Consider the following 14948-nt stretch of genomic DNA (forward strand, 5'->3'; position numbering starts at 1 on the left):
TTCTTTTCTTCCTATATAAACTTAAAATTTAGGTACCACATTGGCTTTTTGAATGTTACCAAATACCAATACTTGAGGCTGTCCATCAACCATTAACGTCAGCATATCATTTTCAATATGCGCTAATTTTCCTTGCCACTTACGGCGTTCTAATACAGGAATACGTAAATGCACGATAATCTCTTGATCAATAAAACGAGCATATTGCGCTAAGGTAAATAATGGACGATCAAGCCCCGGTGAAGAGACTTCAAGGTTATATTTATCCGCAATCGGATCTTCCACATCTAAAATCGCGCTGACCTGACGGCTCACATCTGCACAATCATCAACGGTTACGCCACCTTCTTTATCAATATATAAACGCACGGTTAAAAATCTTCCCATACGCTGGCATTCGATACCCCAAAGTTCACAGCCTAAATCCTGTACAGAATCCTTGAGTAAATCAGATAATTTTTCTTCTAATGTTGCCAATTAACGCCTCCTACACAAAATTAGGACGTAAAAAAAGGGCTATCAGCCCAGTTCTACATCTAAATTGCTCGTACAAAAAAACCCCAAAATTGGGGTTCTTTTTACTGAACTTTCTATGAATTGGTTGCGGGGGCTGGATTTGAACCAACGACCTTCGGGTTATGAGCCCGACGAGCTACCAAGCTGCTCCACCCCGCGTCCGAAATATGTGGCGTATTATACCTATAGAAAAACAAATAGCAAGGCTTTATCAAAAAAACTTGTAAAAAAGCACCGCACTTAGTTGTTTAAGGTGTTTTCAAATAAACGATAAATCGCAATAAGATCCATTCTTGCAATAGGCTTAAAAGGTAACAATAAATAATACAGCCAACGGTTTTTTCGCAAAAAAGAAACCGTTCGTTGCCAAATATCAGGTTCACAGTATTGTTGATATTTCTCAATGGTTAAACGCATTTGCTCATCAGAAATGCTATCTGAACGCCCAAGACTGTGAATAAAAATAAGGCTATCTCGTACTTTTTGCCAATTTAAATTCGTCTGATTAGAACGGGATTCAAAATCAATAAACTGTACCTTGCCTTCGTGCCACGCCATATCACGTAGTGCTGGGCGACCGTGAACCAAACCTTTCTTATGCAAATCCGTTAAGGCTTTTACCCCATCTTCCAAAATAGCCAGCTTCTGTATTGAACTGAGATCAGGTTTATCCACCCAATAGCTGATAGTCTTACCCGCATCTTTTAGCACTAAAAAATCTTCGCCAAATGCCATTAATTGTGGCACGGGTGCTTTTTTTTCAGCTAAAAACTGCAAGGTGTTCAATTCGTTTTGAAAAGCTTTTTTGGGTTGAGGTTTAAGTAAACGCCAAACGCCTTTAAGTTGTTCAGGTTGTTTGAGCCAGTAGCGCTGATTTTCATATTCAAAGCTAATAATTCGCTCACCTTTATGCTGTTTTAGCAAGGCTTGCACCTTTTCTTGAAATTCAATGTGTTGTGCTGACATCAAACAACCTCATACTATACTTACATCAATAATTATTTCCAAACATCCGGATTTACGCCACGTTTAAGAAGCTCTGGATGTTCTTTAATTTTAAATTCTGGCTCACGAATGCCTGCTTTAATTTGGCGTTGATAATCTTTTAATAACGTCCAAACAATCGGGGAAAGCAACACGATAGACACCAAGTTAATTAATGCCATCACCGCCATTACCGTATCGGCGAAGCTCCATACCACATTCCCTGAATTCACTGCACCAAAGTACACGAAAAATAGCACCACTAAGCGGAAAAGAAACACCACTACTGGGCGATTTTTGAGGAAACGGATATTACTTTCTGCATAGGCATAGTTACCAATAATAGAAGAAAATGCAAATAGCAATAAGATAAAAGCAAGGAAATGCAAACCAAATTCACCCACGTGATATTGTAAAGCGTTTTGTGTAAGGGAAATACTTTTCAGCGTTTCACCACCGTAATTGTCTGATAGCAAAATGATGATAGCCGTACAAGAACATACAATAATGGTATCAACAAACACGCCAAGCATTTGAATTACCCCTTGGCTCACCGGGTGTTTAACATCCGCAGTGGCCGCCGCATTTGGCGCCGATCCCATACCCGCTTCGTTAGAAAATAAACCACGTTTAATTCCCATTAGCATTGCTTTAGAGAAAATCGCACCAAACATACCGCCAGCCATTGCATCAAAAGAGAAAGCACTATGCACAATGTTAGCAATCACAGCTGGGATCATTTCAATATGCATTCCCATAATGATTACTGCCATAATTAAATAGAACAGTGCCATTATCGGTACAATACGAGCCGATACTTTACCAATACGTTTCACCCCACCAAAAATAATTAAGGCGGTTAAAATCACCAAGCCAATTCCTACGTAATTTGGATTCCATTTCCACGCATTACCTGTTGCTTCAACAATGGCATTAGATTGTACCGCATTAAAGGCAAAACCAAAGGTAAAGATTAACGCAATGGCAAAGCACGCCGCCAGCCAGCGAGATTTTAAGCCTTGCACAATATAATAAGCAGGTCCACCGCGGCTCACCCCATCTTTATCTTTTAATTTATATAATTGAGCAAGAGACGACTCTGCCACTGCGCTAGACATACCAATCAACGCCGTTACCCACATCCAGAACACCGCACCTTCACCACCAATCGCAATTGCTGTGGCAACACCGCCAATATTCCCTACGCCCACACGGCTCGCTAGCCCTGTTGCAAAGGCTTGAAAGGGTGTTAAAGAATCCCCCGTAGAAGCGCGCCCAAACCACATTTCACGTAAACTTTGTGGAAATAAACGTAACTGCACCAACCCCGTCGTCACGGTAAAGAAAATGCCGACACCTAAAAGGGTAATTACGGTAATATCCCAAAGAGGGCCATCAAATGTTTCGACAAACCACGTTAAGGCGTGTTCCACGTTGCTGATAATTTGCTCAATCATAATTTCTCCTCATAATGAAAGACTGCATTCTAATAGATTTTATATAAAGAGAGAACAATTAGGATAAAAAAGAGAATAAAAAATTAAAAAATCCTCTATTTTTAAAAACTTTTAAAAAAATTACCGCACTTTATTATTCAACATTTAATTCACTGACTAAAAAGAGTGAGGAGAGATTAAACAAAAAACAGAGTTCAAAAATAAAATCGCTGATTATTTACTCAAATTTTTCATCAAAAACCTCATAAGGCATAAAAATTCGGTGCAATTCACAAAAATGTGAACTACATCACATTCTATTTCTCATAATTCGCTATAATAAAATTGAAATAATGGTTTAATAATTTTAAAATTACAAAGTCTAAATAATAAATTTCAATGACAACCTCATTTTAAGGAGTTTAAGGAGCAACTATGTCAAATATTTTAGAGCAATTCTCATTAAAAGGTAAAATCGCCTTAGTTACAGGGGCATCATACGGTATCGGCTTTGCTATCGCGTCAGCACTCAGTCAGGCAGGTGCAAAAATTGTATTCAATGATGTAAATGAAGAAAACCTCAAAAAAGGTCTCGCTGCCTATAAAGAAGCAGGTATTGATGCACAGGGTTATTTATTTGACGTAACAGACGAAAATGCGGTAAAAGAACACGTCGCTAAAATTGAAAACGAAGTGGGCGTAATTGATATTTTAGTAAACAATGCGGGGATTATCCAACGTATCCCAATGCTAGAAACCACCGCAGCAGACTATCGTAAAATTATCGACATCGATTTGACGGGTCCATTCATTATGTCGAAAGCGGTATTGCCTTCTATGATCAAAAAAGGACACGGTAAAATCATCAACATCTGCTCAATGATGAGTGAATTAGGCCGTGAAACTGTGGTGGGTTATGCCTCCGCCAAAGGTGGATTAAAAATGCTCACCAAAAACATCTGTTCAGAATTTGGTGAAGCAAATATTCAATGTAACGGGATCGGCCCGGGTTATATCGCCACACCACAAACAGCGCCATTACGCGAAAGACAACCTGATGGCTCTCGCCACCCATTCGATCAATTCATCATCGCTAAAACACCTGCAGCGCGTTGGGGTACGCCAGAAGATCTCGCAGGTGCGGCAGTATTCTTGTCTTCTGATGCCTCAAACTTCATCAATGGTCATATTTTATACGTTGATGGCGGTATCTTGGCATATATTGGTAAACAGCCGTAAAACTTGCTGCTTAGTTTTGGTTGAATGTAGAAGATCGGAAGTGATCTTCTACATTTTATAATGTAACAAAAGAGAATAACGCATTCAGTAAGCCCCCATTGTTAAATACAAAGAAAAAACAATTTGACACGGAAAGATATTTTCCTACCTCTTCTCAATATTACATTAGCAATTCCCTCACAGCTCACTTGTAAAGAAATAAAAACACTATGTAAAAATATAATTACATTTCAATAAAAATACGATAAAATCTACCGCACTTTTACTAAACTTAATCAGGAAAATATTATGAAAAATAAGACTTTTGGCAGTGCCTTACTTGTCGCAGGAACGACAATAGGCGCCGGAATGCTAGCAATGCCTCTCACCTCGGCGGAGATGGGCTTTAGTTATACCCTTGCATTATTATTCGCACTTTGGATTTTACTTTCTTACAGCGCATTATTATTTGTTGAAGTGTATCAAAAAGCGGAACGCAAAGATGCAGGGATCGCCACATTGGCTGAACAATATTTCGGTATCGCTGGGCGTGTACTTGCTACCCTTTCCCTTGTTATTTTTATGTATGCTATTCTTTCCGCTTATGTTACAGGCGGTGGTTCATTACTTGCTGGGCTAATGCCATTTTTAGGGGATAACGCCACTTCTGTATCCATCGTTTTATTTACGCTGGTATTAGGTGTCTTTATCGTGATTAGTACAGGCGCAGTTGATGCGCTAACACGCTTACTCTTCTTAATTAAACTTGCGGCATTTTTACTTGTATTAGGTATGATGTTACCGCTAGTTACAACAGATAACTTGCTTGCAATGCCATTAAAAGATTTCTTAATCATTTCTGCAAGCCCTGTATTTTTCACCTCATTTGGTTTCCACGTGATTATTCCAAGCATAAACAAATACTTAGATGGTGATATTCGCCGTTTACGTATTGCCATTATTGGAGGAACAGCAATCCCATTAGTAGCTTATATTTTGTGGCAAATGGCAACGCACGGCGTTTTCCCACAATCTGAATTTGTGCAAATTGTAAATAATGATCCCACACTAAATGGATTAATCAATGCCACCTTCCAAGCGACAGGGAGTTCATTAATTAGCGGTGCTGTAAGAACATTCTCAACCCTTGCATTAGTTACCTCTTTCCTTGGCGTGGCATTATCACTGTTTGACTGCTTAGACGATTTATTAAAACGTGTAAACATTAAAGCAAATCGCATCCAACTCGGTTTACTGACTTTTATTCCACCACTTGCTTTTGCTTTATTCTATCCAGATGGCTTTATTGCTGCCTTAGGTTATGCAGGACAAATGTTTACTTTCTATGGTTTAGTGTTACCCGTTGGAATGGCTTGGCAAGCACGGAAACGCTATCCTGATATGCCATACCGTGTACTAGGTGGAAATATAAGCTTATTTATTGCCTTGTTATTAGGATTATTAATTATGAATGTCCCATTTTTAATCCAAGCGGGTTATTTACCGAAAGTGATTGGTTAATTTAACCGAAAATTTTATCTAAGCCGATCATAAGATCGGCTTTTCCTTAAAAGTAGCGACTGACTTTCACACGAGCAATCCCCTCCAAACTTTGTCCTTACCAACTAATAAAATATTTAACCTATTGATAATCTTCTATGTTTTTGCCAAAATTTAGTAAGCTTTTATTCATATTACTAGGAGACACGATGAAAAAACTTCTCACCACTATTCTTACTCTTTCTTCTATAAGTATTGCTGTTGCGAAAGAGGTAAATATCAAAATTTTAGGTACTTCAGATGTACATGGTAGAGTTGTACCTTGGAGTTATGGCGCAGATATTGCCGACTATTCAGGTTCTTATGCTCAAATTTCCACTTATGTAAATGAAGTCCGCAAAAAAAATCCTAATGTTATTCTGGTAGATATTGGTGATGCGATTCAAGATAATCAAGTAGAAGTATTCGCAAAAACACCTGAATATTATAAAAATCACCCTATTCCTAAAATACTTAATCAAATGAAATATGATATTTTCATTCTAGGCAATCACGAATTCAATTTTGGTATGACCGCATTAGATGAAATCCTAAAAGATATAAGGGCGCAAAAGCTAACGGCAAATTTTTACTATAAAAATGGTCGCCGTTATCTTACACCAACGACGATAATTGAAAAAGATGGGGTAAAAATAGGTGTAATTGGATTGACTACGCCAATGTCTGCCACTTTTGAGCTAGACACAGGCTATCTCGATCAAATGATTTTTACTTCCCCAATTGAAGAAACCAAAAAACAAATTACCCAATTAAAACAGAAAGGGGTTGATGCGATTGTGGTTTTAGCTCATATGGGCATTGAAAATGAAAATAACATTCCAGATACGGGAGTTGCTGATCTTGTCAATGCAGTAGATGGCATTGATGTGATTATTGCAGGACATATGCATAAAAATATTCCTCGCGTAACTATTAAGGATACATTGATTACAGAACCTCATCGTTATGGCACTGTCGTTTCAGAAGTAGATCTTACCTTTGACATTAAGAACGCTCACGTAAAACTGATAAATAAAACAGCAAAAACAGTGCCAGTAAAAGATTTCCAAGCTGATGAAAATATTATTAAAATTTATCAACCTTACCACGATGAATTACGCCGTTTAAATAATGTGATTATTGGTCAAACAGAAAATACCATGGTACCTCAAGGTGAAAATTATGGTGTCTCTTTTGCTTTTTCTCAAGATACGGGGTTATCTTCTTTTATCCACGATGTAGAACAATATTATAGCCAAGCGGATGTTGTTTCCTTTGCTTTTGATCATCAGAAAGTTCGCCTAGAAAAAGGAGATATTAAGAAAAAAGACATTATTTACAATTATCGCTACGCTGGTGGTGATGTTAGCGTTTATGAGATGACAGGAAAACAACTCAAACAATATATGGAATGGTCTGCAGATTATTTTGATACCCTTGAACCGGGTGATAAAGTCTATCGCTATAATACCAAACGAGCTAAATCTAAATACGTTACTTTTGATTTATTTGGTGGCGTAAATTATCAAATTGATTTGCGTAACCAGCAAGGTCATAAAATTGTAAACCTTCGTTTGGCTGATGGTCGTCCAGTAACTGATGAAATGAAACTTAAAGTAGGAATGAATTCTTATCGTTTTGGACAATTAATCAAAAAAGGCGGAATTTTTGAAGGACAACAAATTCCATTATTATGGGAATCTAAAGTGGCATTAGGACAGGAAAATGGCACAATTCAAAATATGATGATGAATTATATCCGCGAAGTGAAACAAGGAAAAATTGAAGGAAAAAGCCATAATCGTTGGAAAATTATTGGATTAGACTAAAATACAAAATATAAAGTGCGGTTAAAATTTTCCAACTTTTGAGTAAAATAAAAGGCGGCTAATTCTAGCCGCCTAAGTTTGTAAGTTACTCTTGTTCTAATAATGTACGATAAATTACACCACCAATAATTCCACCTACGATAGGCGCAAGCCAGAATACCCATAGTTGCTCAATAGCCCAAGTGCCTTGGAATAACGCTACTGCAGTAGAACGTGCAGGATTTACCGATGTATTGGACACAGGAATACAAACCAAGTGGATAATTGTGAGGGTTAAGCCAATTGCAATAGGTGCAAACCCCGCTGAAGCACGTTTATCTGTTGCGCCGTGAATCACAATTAAGAAAAATGCGGTTAAAACGATTTCCGCAAGAATAACTGCCGTTAAAGAATAACCACCGGGTGAATGTTCTCCAAAACCATTTGAAGCAAAGCCACTTGCTGTGACATCAAACCCAGCTTTACCTGAAGCTATCCCATAAAGCACCGCACCAGCACAAAGCCCACCAATAACTTGAGCAATAATATAGCCAAATGCCTCTTTAGCGTGGAAACGTCCACCCGCCACTAAGCCTAATGTAACAGCTGGATTAAAATGTCCACCTGAAATATGCCCCACCGCAAATGCCATTGTTAAAACGGTGAGACCAAATGCCAATGCAACACCCGCAAAACCAATCCCAAGTTCAGGAAATGCCGCCGCCAACACAGCAGAGCCACAGCCTCCTAACACAAGCCAAAATGTTCCGAAAAATTCAGCAAACAGTTTTTTCATTTTTTGAATCCTATAAGTTAAATTAAATAATAAAATAAGTAGGCATATCGCCTAACATTGCATTAGTCATAAAGAAAAATAAAAGGTTGCGTAAACTTATGTAAAAAAGGGCTTTACAATAAATTAAAATTTATTGACATATAATATTTTTTAAAGGATAAAAACGAAGAGGTTAAACGTTATATAAATACAGGAAACGCAAGGCGACAATCTTCTAGGAGGCTCCACCATAAACCAAATTAGTGGAGAGTAAATTCACGCTTCATTAGATTCTATAACAAAACTAAAAAAACCTGCTTACTTGCATAAACAGGTTTTTTATTCTTAGCTCACCACATAAGGAATGTTGGTGATGCCTGATTCTGCTAAAGCAGCGATAACATCTTGTGCCTCAACATTCTCACCGAAAACGGCAACAACTTCTGCTACATCTTCGCCTTTTTGTTTCGTTTCTTCTGCCGATACCGCACCGATATTTAATAGTTCAGAAACTAAATCGTGAGCGAAAATGCGGGTTGTTGTAAATGTAATCGTTAATGTACTCATAAACTTTTCCTTCTATAAATCAATATCAAAATAATGGTGTACTAGCCTAAAGATTGCTGTAACGCAGAAAATTTTAGCACTATTTTGAAAAAATGCGATGCAAAATCTTTCTCACCTCAATAAATGTCAAACTTGCCAAATGGAAGCCTGCTGTCAAAAAGTGGCTAATAAATTTTGATCTAAGACAAGAAAATCGCATTTAGATCACGCATACATAAAATAGTTGATAAAATTAGTCAGGTATTAATACGATATTTAAGGTTAAGTATTATTTTTTGTAAAGAAATAACCATTTATCCTTAGCACACAATAGCAATGCGATTGCTATGGTTTATTCTATTTTTATGTATGGAGAATTGATTATGGGGCAATATAAAAAGCTCTGGTACACGTTGATCGTTGTGCTTATCGGGGCATTTTCTATTCTGGGTTATTTTGGGGTAGATATTTATCGGGAAGCGCCGCCTATTCCTGAAAAATACATCAATGCAAATGGTGAAACCCTAATTACTAAAAATGATATTTTGCAAGGTCAAACCGCTTGGCAAACGACTGGAGGAATGCAACTTGGCTCAATCTGGGGACACGGTGCATATCAAGCGCCTGATTGGACGGCTGACTGGTTACACCGTGAATTGACCAACTGGTTAGATATTACAGCACAAAAAGAATTTGGTAAAAATTTTGATCAATTAAATGACGATCAAAAAGCCATTTTACAAGCGCGTCTTACTCGTGAATATCGAGGCAGTAAAATCGAAAATGGTGTTGTACAATTATCTGATACACGTCAGCAAGCCATTGAAAAAACAGCACAATATTATATTTCGCTATATGGTGATGATCCGCAGTTCAAACTCACTCGCGATCATTTTGCGATGAAAGATAACACCTTGCCCGCATTAGCAGATCGTCAAGATTTAACAAAATTTTTCTTCTGGACTGCTTGGACTGCCTCGGCGAATCGTCCAAATACAGAGGCAACTTATACCAATAACTGGCCACACGAACCACTCATTAATAATGTGCCAACCGCAGAAAATATTATGTGGTCTATTGCCAGTGTTGTCTTCCTGATTTTAGGCATTGGTATGATGGTTTGGGTGTGGGCATTTAAGAAAAAAGAAGATGAGAAAGATCCAATTCCTGATGCCGTTGATCCGCTAACTAAAATTCAACTCACCCCTTCACAAAAAGCGCTTGGTAAATATTTATTTACGGTTGTGGCGTTATTTATTGCACAGGTTACGTTTGGGACTATCGTCGCACACTATACGGTTGAAGGTCAGGATTTTTATGGTATCCCATTATCAGATTACCTTCCTTATTCCCTCATTCGTACTTGGCACGTACAAAGTGCGTTGTTCTGGATTGCTATGGCATTTTTAGCGGGCGGATTATTCCTAGCCCCAATTATCAATGGCGGTAAAGATCCAAAATATCAAAAATTAGGCGTAGATATCCTCTTTTGGGCATTAGTGGCGTTGGTTGTCGGTTCCTTTACCGGAAGTTATTTAGCCATTGCACATCAAATTCCAAAAGAATTAAGCTTTATGTTCGGTCATCAAGGGTATGAATTTATTGACCTAGGACGTTTCTGGCAAGCGGTAAAATATGCCGGTATTTTGTTCTGGCTAGTGCTAATGCTACGTGGCACAATCAATGCGTTTAAACAGCCGGGAGATAAAAATTTACTCGCGTTGTTCTTTGCTTCTGTCATTGCAATCGGGCTATTCTATGGACCAGCCCTCTTTTACGGAGAACATACTCACTTATCTGTAATGGAATATTGGCGTTGGTGGGTTGTGCATCTTTGGGTGGAAGGGTTCTTTGAAGTATTCTCGGTTGCCGCACTATCCTTTATTTTTGTCAGTTTAGGGCTTGTTTCACGCCGCACAGCAACCGTTTCCACGATTGCTTCTGCCTCGATTTTCCTTATTGGTGGTATCCCCGGCACCTTCCATCATCTTTACTTTGCTGGTGCAACCACCCCTATTATTGCGGTAGGTGCTTCATTCTCTGCATTAGAAGTTGTTCCCTTAGTTTTACTCGGTTATGAGGCTTGGGAACATTGGTCTATGCAACAAAAAGCACCTTGGATGGAACGTTTAAAATGGCCAATCTATTGCTTCGTGGCTGTTGCATTCTGGAATATGTTAGGAGCGGGTGTGTTTGGCTTCTTAATCAACCCACCTATCTCGCTTTACTATGTTCAAGGGTTAAACACCACAGCAGTACACGCACACGCCGCCTTATTTGGCGTTTATGGTTTCCTTGCCTTAGGATTTGTATTCTTAATCGTACGTTACTTACGCCCAACCCACCAATTTGATGATAAATTGATGAAATTTGGTTTCTGGAGTTTAAATCTGGGTTTAGTTGTAATGATTATCTCAAGCCTACTACCAATTGGTGTTATTCAAGCTCACGCTAATATGGTACACGGGTTATGGTATGCGCGTGGCGAAGCCTTTATGCAACAAGAACTTTTTGTTACCTTACGCTGGGTGCGTATGGTAGGCGATGTTATCTTCGGCTTAGGGGCATTAGCTTTCTTCTGGCAAATGGTGAAAATGGTGTTTGCAAAACAAAAATAAGTCGCTAACCTCTTGCTATTCCTCTGCTTATAAAGAGGAATGATGAGACTTCATCAAAAAATCAAGTGCGGTCAAAAATTTTCATTTTTTTGACCGCACTTTCATTATATCCATCGTCTGATGTTAAAAGGCTATCTCCTGCACTGCTTTTTATAACGGCGCTGTTATCTTATTCTAAACTCAAATGACAAGATGATTGACTTATGAGTTATGAAAAAATAGAAATACGCTGACGGATATGCTCTCCTTTTACTGCTTCATCAATCATCGCAATGGCATAATCAGCATAGCTCACATAGCTTTCACCTTGTTCATTTAGCGTAAAAATTTCACCCGCTAAACGATAATGGCCCGTTTTCTTGCCTTCAGGATCGAAAACTGCCGCTGGGCTAATGTATGTCCATTTCACATCATCACGTTTACGCAATTCCATTAACGCTTTTGCCATTGCTTGGGCTAACGATTTATATTCAACGGGGAAATCTGGCGTATCTACAAGTTGCACCGTTAAGCTATCATCAATATAAAGGCTACCTGCGCCACCCACAACGAGTAAGCGAACATTTGTTCCTGCCAAAATATTACATAAATGGGCTAAAGAGCTGCTATGCTGTGGCAATGTTTCAGGTGTCCACGCGGCAAAGGCATCAATAACCACATCAAATCCTGCAAGATCTGCGTTGGTTAAATCAAACAAATCTTTTTTCAGTATATTTTGTGCGCTGCTGTGATTTTCATTGCGAACCACCGCAGTTACATCAAAACCGCGTGCTACCGCTTCTGCGACAATCAAACGCCCTGCTTTACCATTTGCGCCAATTACTGCTAGTTTCATTTTTCTTTCTCCTTGTTTAATGATAACTAAAAATAGTTCTGTTACGTTTTTATTGAGCGTGATAATATCTCTTTAGCAAATAAAAAGAAAGTAAGCACCCAAAAGTGCAGTAGTTACTTAAAGGAAACTTATATTGAAAAATAAGGAAAAATGTTGAAAGAAACAGATAAAAAATTACCCGATTGTGAAGTGGAAATCACATTAATGATGATGAGTGAACGTTGGCGTGTATTGATTATTCGTGAATTATTATCTGGCACAAAGCGTTTTGGTGAATTGAAAAAAACCTTAAACGGCATCTCACAAAAAGTGCTAACGGCTAATTTAAGGGCAATGGAAAGCCAAGGGTTATTAACGCGAAAAGTCTATGCGGAAGTGCCACCACGGGTGGAATATACTCTTACAGAAGACGGAATAAGCCTAAAAAGCGTGCTTGATGCAATGGCTATATGGGGAGAGAGTTATCGGCAAAAATATAAAAATAGATAAAATCTCAAAAAAAAAAACCACCGCACTAAGTAAAATGCTTAAAGGTGTGGTGATTTTTGCTGTGATGTTTAGTGCGGTTTTCTACTCTTGCTCACCAAGCAATTTTAATTCTCGGTTTTTCACTTGATGTTTCAGCATTTCAGTAAATTCTGCGATAGTGAATGTACCTAAATCAGCCCCTTTACGAGTACGCACGGCGATTTTGCCTTCGGCAATTTCTTTATCGCCACAAACTAACATATAAGGTACGCGTTTTAAGGTATGTTCACGGATTTTAAAGCCAATTTTCTCGTTACGTAAATCCGCTTTAGCACGCAAGCCCGCATCAGAAAGGGCTTTCACCACCTCTTTTACATAATCCGCTTGGCTATCGGTAATATTCATCACCACAGCCTGAGTTGGAGCAAGCCAAGGTGGGAAGAAACCCGCGTAATCTTCGGTGATAATGCCGATAAAACGCTCTAATGAACCTAAAATCGCACGGTGAATCATTACTGGAGTTCGGCGATCATTGTCTTCCGCAACATAAGACGCATTTAAACGACCCGGTAAAGCAAAATCAAGCTGGATTGTGCCACATTGCCATTCACGATCAAGGCTATCACGCAGAGCAAATTCAATTTTAGGCCCGTAAAATGCGCCCTCACCTTCTTGAATTTCGTATTCTAAGCCATTGTGTTTTAAGGCATTTGCTAGACCTTGCTCTGCTTGATCCCACATTTCATCAGAACCAATGCGTTTCTCTGGACGCGTAGAAAGTTTCACTTGGATATTATTGAAACCAAACGTACTGTAAATATCATAAACCATACGGATACAACTGGTTACTTCGCTTTCAATTTGATCTTCCGTACAGAAAATATGTGCATCATCTTGGGTAAAACCACGCACACGCATTAATCCGTGCAATGAACCTGACGGTTCGTTACGATGACAAGAACCAAATTCCGCCATACGAATTGGCAGATCACGGTAAGATTTTAAGCCTTGATTGAAGATTTGCACGTGTCCGGGACAGTTCATTGGTTTAATGGCATATTCACGGTTTTCTGATGAGGTGGTGAACATTAAATCACCATAGTTTTGCCAATGCCCTGTTTTTTCCCATAAAACACGATCCATCATAAATGGCCCTTTCACTTCTTGATAATCGTACTCTTTTAATTTAGTACGCACGAAAGTTTCAAGCTCACGGAAAATCGTCCAACCGTCATTGTGCCAGAACACCATACCCGGTGCTTCTTCTTGCATATGATAAAGATCAAGCGCTTTACCAATTTTACGATGATCGCGTTTTGCTGCTTCTTCTAAACGTTGCAAATAGGCGGCAAGTTGCTTTTTATCCGCCCACGCTGTGCCGTAAATACGCTGTAACATCTTGTTTTTGCTATCGCCACGCCAATATGCGCCTGCCACTTTTTGTAATTTGAAATGATGACAGAAACGCATATTTGGTACGTGTGGGCCACGACACATATCAATATATTCTTCGTGGTGATACAGCGCTGGGGTGGCTGTTTTTTCGATATTTTCATCTAAAATCGCCATTTTATATGGCTCACCACGTTGTTCAAAAGTATCTCTTGCTTCTTGCCAAGTTACGCGTTTTTTCACCACATCATAATTGGTTTTTGCTAGTTCAAGCATTCTTTTTTCAATGGCGTCAAGATCTTCTTGCGTTAAAGAGCGGTCTAAATCCACATCATAATAAAAACCGTTTTCAATGGTTGGCCCGATAGCCATTTTTACATCAGGGAAAAGCTGTTTAATCGCGTGTCCTAATAAATGGGCGCAAGAGTGGCGAATAATTTCTAGTCCGTCTTCATCTTTGGCGGTAATAATTTCTAGCTTGGCATCTTGATCAATCAGATCACACGCATCACGGCGTTCACCGTTCACACGCCCTGCGATAGTCGCTTTGGCTAAACCTGCACCAATATCTTGTGCAACGTCAAGCACTGTAACGGGTTTATCAAATTGGCGTTGTGAGCCATCGGGTAAAGTAATAATTGGCATATCAAATCCTTATACAGTGGTTACCCATACGAGAGGTAACTTGTTGATTAAATTAAAAATAAACTAAAAAAGCACCGCACTTTGTTATACCTACAATGTATTTTCCGCACTGTGCTTTCTCTATTATCGAATCGCTTTTGGTAGGGCTTTCGATTTAAGCGAGTGATC

At 38.8% G+C, this 14948-nt stretch carries 12 protein-coding genes and 1 tRNA gene; 5 read left to right on the forward strand and 8 right to left on the reverse strand.

What is annotated here, in order from left to right:
• Positions 1-21: 21 nt before the first annotated feature.
• From rimP to L4F93_RS12180, 4 genes are all read right to left on the reverse strand, one after another.
• The gene (gene rimP / locus L4F93_RS12165; RefSeq protein ID WP_250350481.1) at positions 22-477 is read right to left on the reverse strand and encodes a ribosome maturation factor RimP; all 456 of its coding nucleotides are present in this window, start codon (positions 475-477) and stop codon (positions 22-24) included.
• Between the two features lie 121 nt (positions 478-598).
• A tRNA-Met gene (locus L4F93_RS12170) sits at positions 599-675 on the reverse strand.
• Between the two features lie 81 nt (positions 676-756).
• On the reverse strand, positions 757-1485 hold the full coding sequence (locus tag L4F93_RS12175) for a protein kinase family protein (RefSeq protein WP_442778822.1): 729 nt from the start codon (positions 1483-1485) through the stop codon (positions 757-759).
• 29 nt (positions 1486-1514) lie between these two features.
• A complete protein-coding gene (locus L4F93_RS12180) occupies positions 1515-2957 on the reverse strand; it encodes an alanine/glycine:cation symporter family protein (protein WP_250350483.1) in 1443 nt (480 codons plus the stop codon).
• A 414-nt stretch (positions 2958-3371) separates the two neighbouring features.
• On the opposite strand from L4F93_RS12180, the gene L4F93_RS12185 reads away from it, so the two are divergent.
• The 3 genes from L4F93_RS12185 to L4F93_RS12195 all read left to right on the forward strand — a co-directional run bounded on the left by L4F93_RS12185 (position 3372) and on the right by L4F93_RS12195 (position 7522).
• Complete coding sequence (locus L4F93_RS12185; protein ID WP_250350484.1) at positions 3372-4175, forward strand: gluconate 5-dehydrogenase; 804 nt, start codon at positions 3372-3374, stop codon at positions 4173-4175.
• Between the two features lie 288 nt (positions 4176-4463).
• Positions 4464-5675, forward strand: coding sequence for an aromatic amino acid transport family protein (locus L4F93_RS12190; protein WP_250350485.1), 1212 nt, complete (start codon positions 4464-4466; stop codon positions 5673-5675).
• A gap of 188 nt (positions 5676-5863) precedes the next feature.
• Positions 5864-7522, forward strand: coding sequence for a bifunctional metallophosphatase/5'-nucleotidase (locus tag L4F93_RS12195; protein ID WP_250350486.1), 1659 nt, complete (start codon positions 5864-5866; stop codon positions 7520-7522).
• Between the two features lie 85 nt (positions 7523-7607).
• Here L4F93_RS12195 and aqpZ read toward each other — a convergent pair whose 3' ends face one another.
• Complete coding sequence (aqpZ, locus tag L4F93_RS12200; protein ID WP_250350487.1) at positions 7608-8297, reverse strand: aquaporin Z; 690 nt, start codon at positions 8295-8297, stop codon at positions 7608-7610.
• A gap of 324 nt (positions 8298-8621) precedes the next feature.
• Positions 8622-8843 carry a hypothetical protein gene (locus L4F93_RS12205; RefSeq protein WP_250350488.1) on the reverse strand — a complete coding sequence of 74 codons (222 nt, stop codon included), beginning with the start codon at positions 8841-8843 and terminating at the stop codon, positions 8622-8624.
• Between the two features lie 362 nt (positions 8844-9205).
• Between L4F93_RS12205 and L4F93_RS12210 the strand changes: the two genes are divergently transcribed.
• Entirely contained in the window at positions 9206-11440 is a 2235-nt protein-coding gene (locus tag L4F93_RS12210) for a nitric-oxide reductase large subunit (RefSeq protein ID WP_250351704.1), read from the forward strand.
• A gap of 208 nt (positions 11441-11648) precedes the next feature.
• Here L4F93_RS12210 and L4F93_RS12215 read toward each other — a convergent pair whose 3' ends face one another.
• Complete coding sequence (locus tag L4F93_RS12215; protein ID WP_250350489.1) at positions 11649-12275, reverse strand: NAD(P)-dependent oxidoreductase; 627 nt, start codon at positions 12273-12275, stop codon at positions 11649-11651.
• A gap of 150 nt (positions 12276-12425) precedes the next feature.
• On the opposite strand from L4F93_RS12215, the gene L4F93_RS12220 reads away from it, so the two are divergent.
• Positions 12426-12764, forward strand: coding sequence for a winged helix-turn-helix transcriptional regulator (locus tag L4F93_RS12220; RefSeq protein ID WP_250350490.1), 339 nt, complete (start codon positions 12426-12428; stop codon positions 12762-12764).
• An 81-nt stretch (positions 12765-12845) separates the two neighbouring features.
• Here the strand turns inward: L4F93_RS12220 and thrS are convergent, their stop codons facing one another.
• Positions 12846-14780, reverse strand: a complete 1935-nt coding sequence (gene thrS, locus L4F93_RS12225; RefSeq protein ID WP_250350491.1) for a threonine--tRNA ligase — start codon at positions 14778-14780, stop codon at positions 12846-12848.
• Positions 14781-14948 lie beyond the last annotated feature (168 nt).

It is taken from the genome of Avibacterium sp. 20-132, assembly GCF_023611925.1.
Classification (GTDB): Bacteria; Pseudomonadota; Gammaproteobacteria; order Enterobacterales; family Pasteurellaceae; genus Avibacterium.

Bases quoted from the DNA above. Each gene is read 5' to 3' on its own strand.
- L4F93_RS12210 (WP_250351704.1), top strand. From the start codon at position 9,206: ATGGGGCAATATAAAAAGCTCTGGTACACGTTGATCGTTGTGCTTATC.
- L4F93_RS12205 (WP_250350488.1), bottom strand. From the start codon at position 8,843: ATGAGTACATTAACGATTACATTTACAACAACCCGCATTTTCGCTCAC.
- thrS (WP_250350491.1), bottom strand. From the start codon at position 14,780: ATGCCAATTATTACTTTACCCGATGGCTCACAACGCCAATTTGATAAA.
- L4F93_RS12220 (WP_250350490.1), top strand. From the start codon at position 12,426: ATGTTGAAAGAAACAGATAAAAAATTACCCGATTGTGAAGTGGAAATC.
- L4F93_RS12215 (WP_250350489.1), bottom strand. From the start codon at position 12,275: ATGAAACTAGCAGTAATTGGCGCAAATGGTAAAGCAGGGCGTTTGATT.
- L4F93_RS12190 (WP_250350485.1), top strand. From the start codon at position 4,464: ATGAAAAATAAGACTTTTGGCAGTGCCTTACTTGTCGCAGGAACGACA.
- L4F93_RS12195 (WP_250350486.1), top strand. From the start codon at position 5,864: ATGAAAAAACTTCTCACCACTATTCTTACTCTTTCTTCTATAAGTATT.
- L4F93_RS12180 (WP_250350483.1), bottom strand. From the start codon at position 2,957: ATGATTGAGCAAATTATCAGCAACGTGGAACACGCCTTAACGTGGTTT.
- L4F93_RS12185 (WP_250350484.1), top strand. From the start codon at position 3,372: ATGTCAAATATTTTAGAGCAATTCTCATTAAAAGGTAAAATCGCCTTA.
- aqpZ (WP_250350487.1), bottom strand. From the start codon at position 8,297: ATGAAAAAACTGTTTGCTGAATTTTTCGGAACATTTTGGCTTGTGTTA.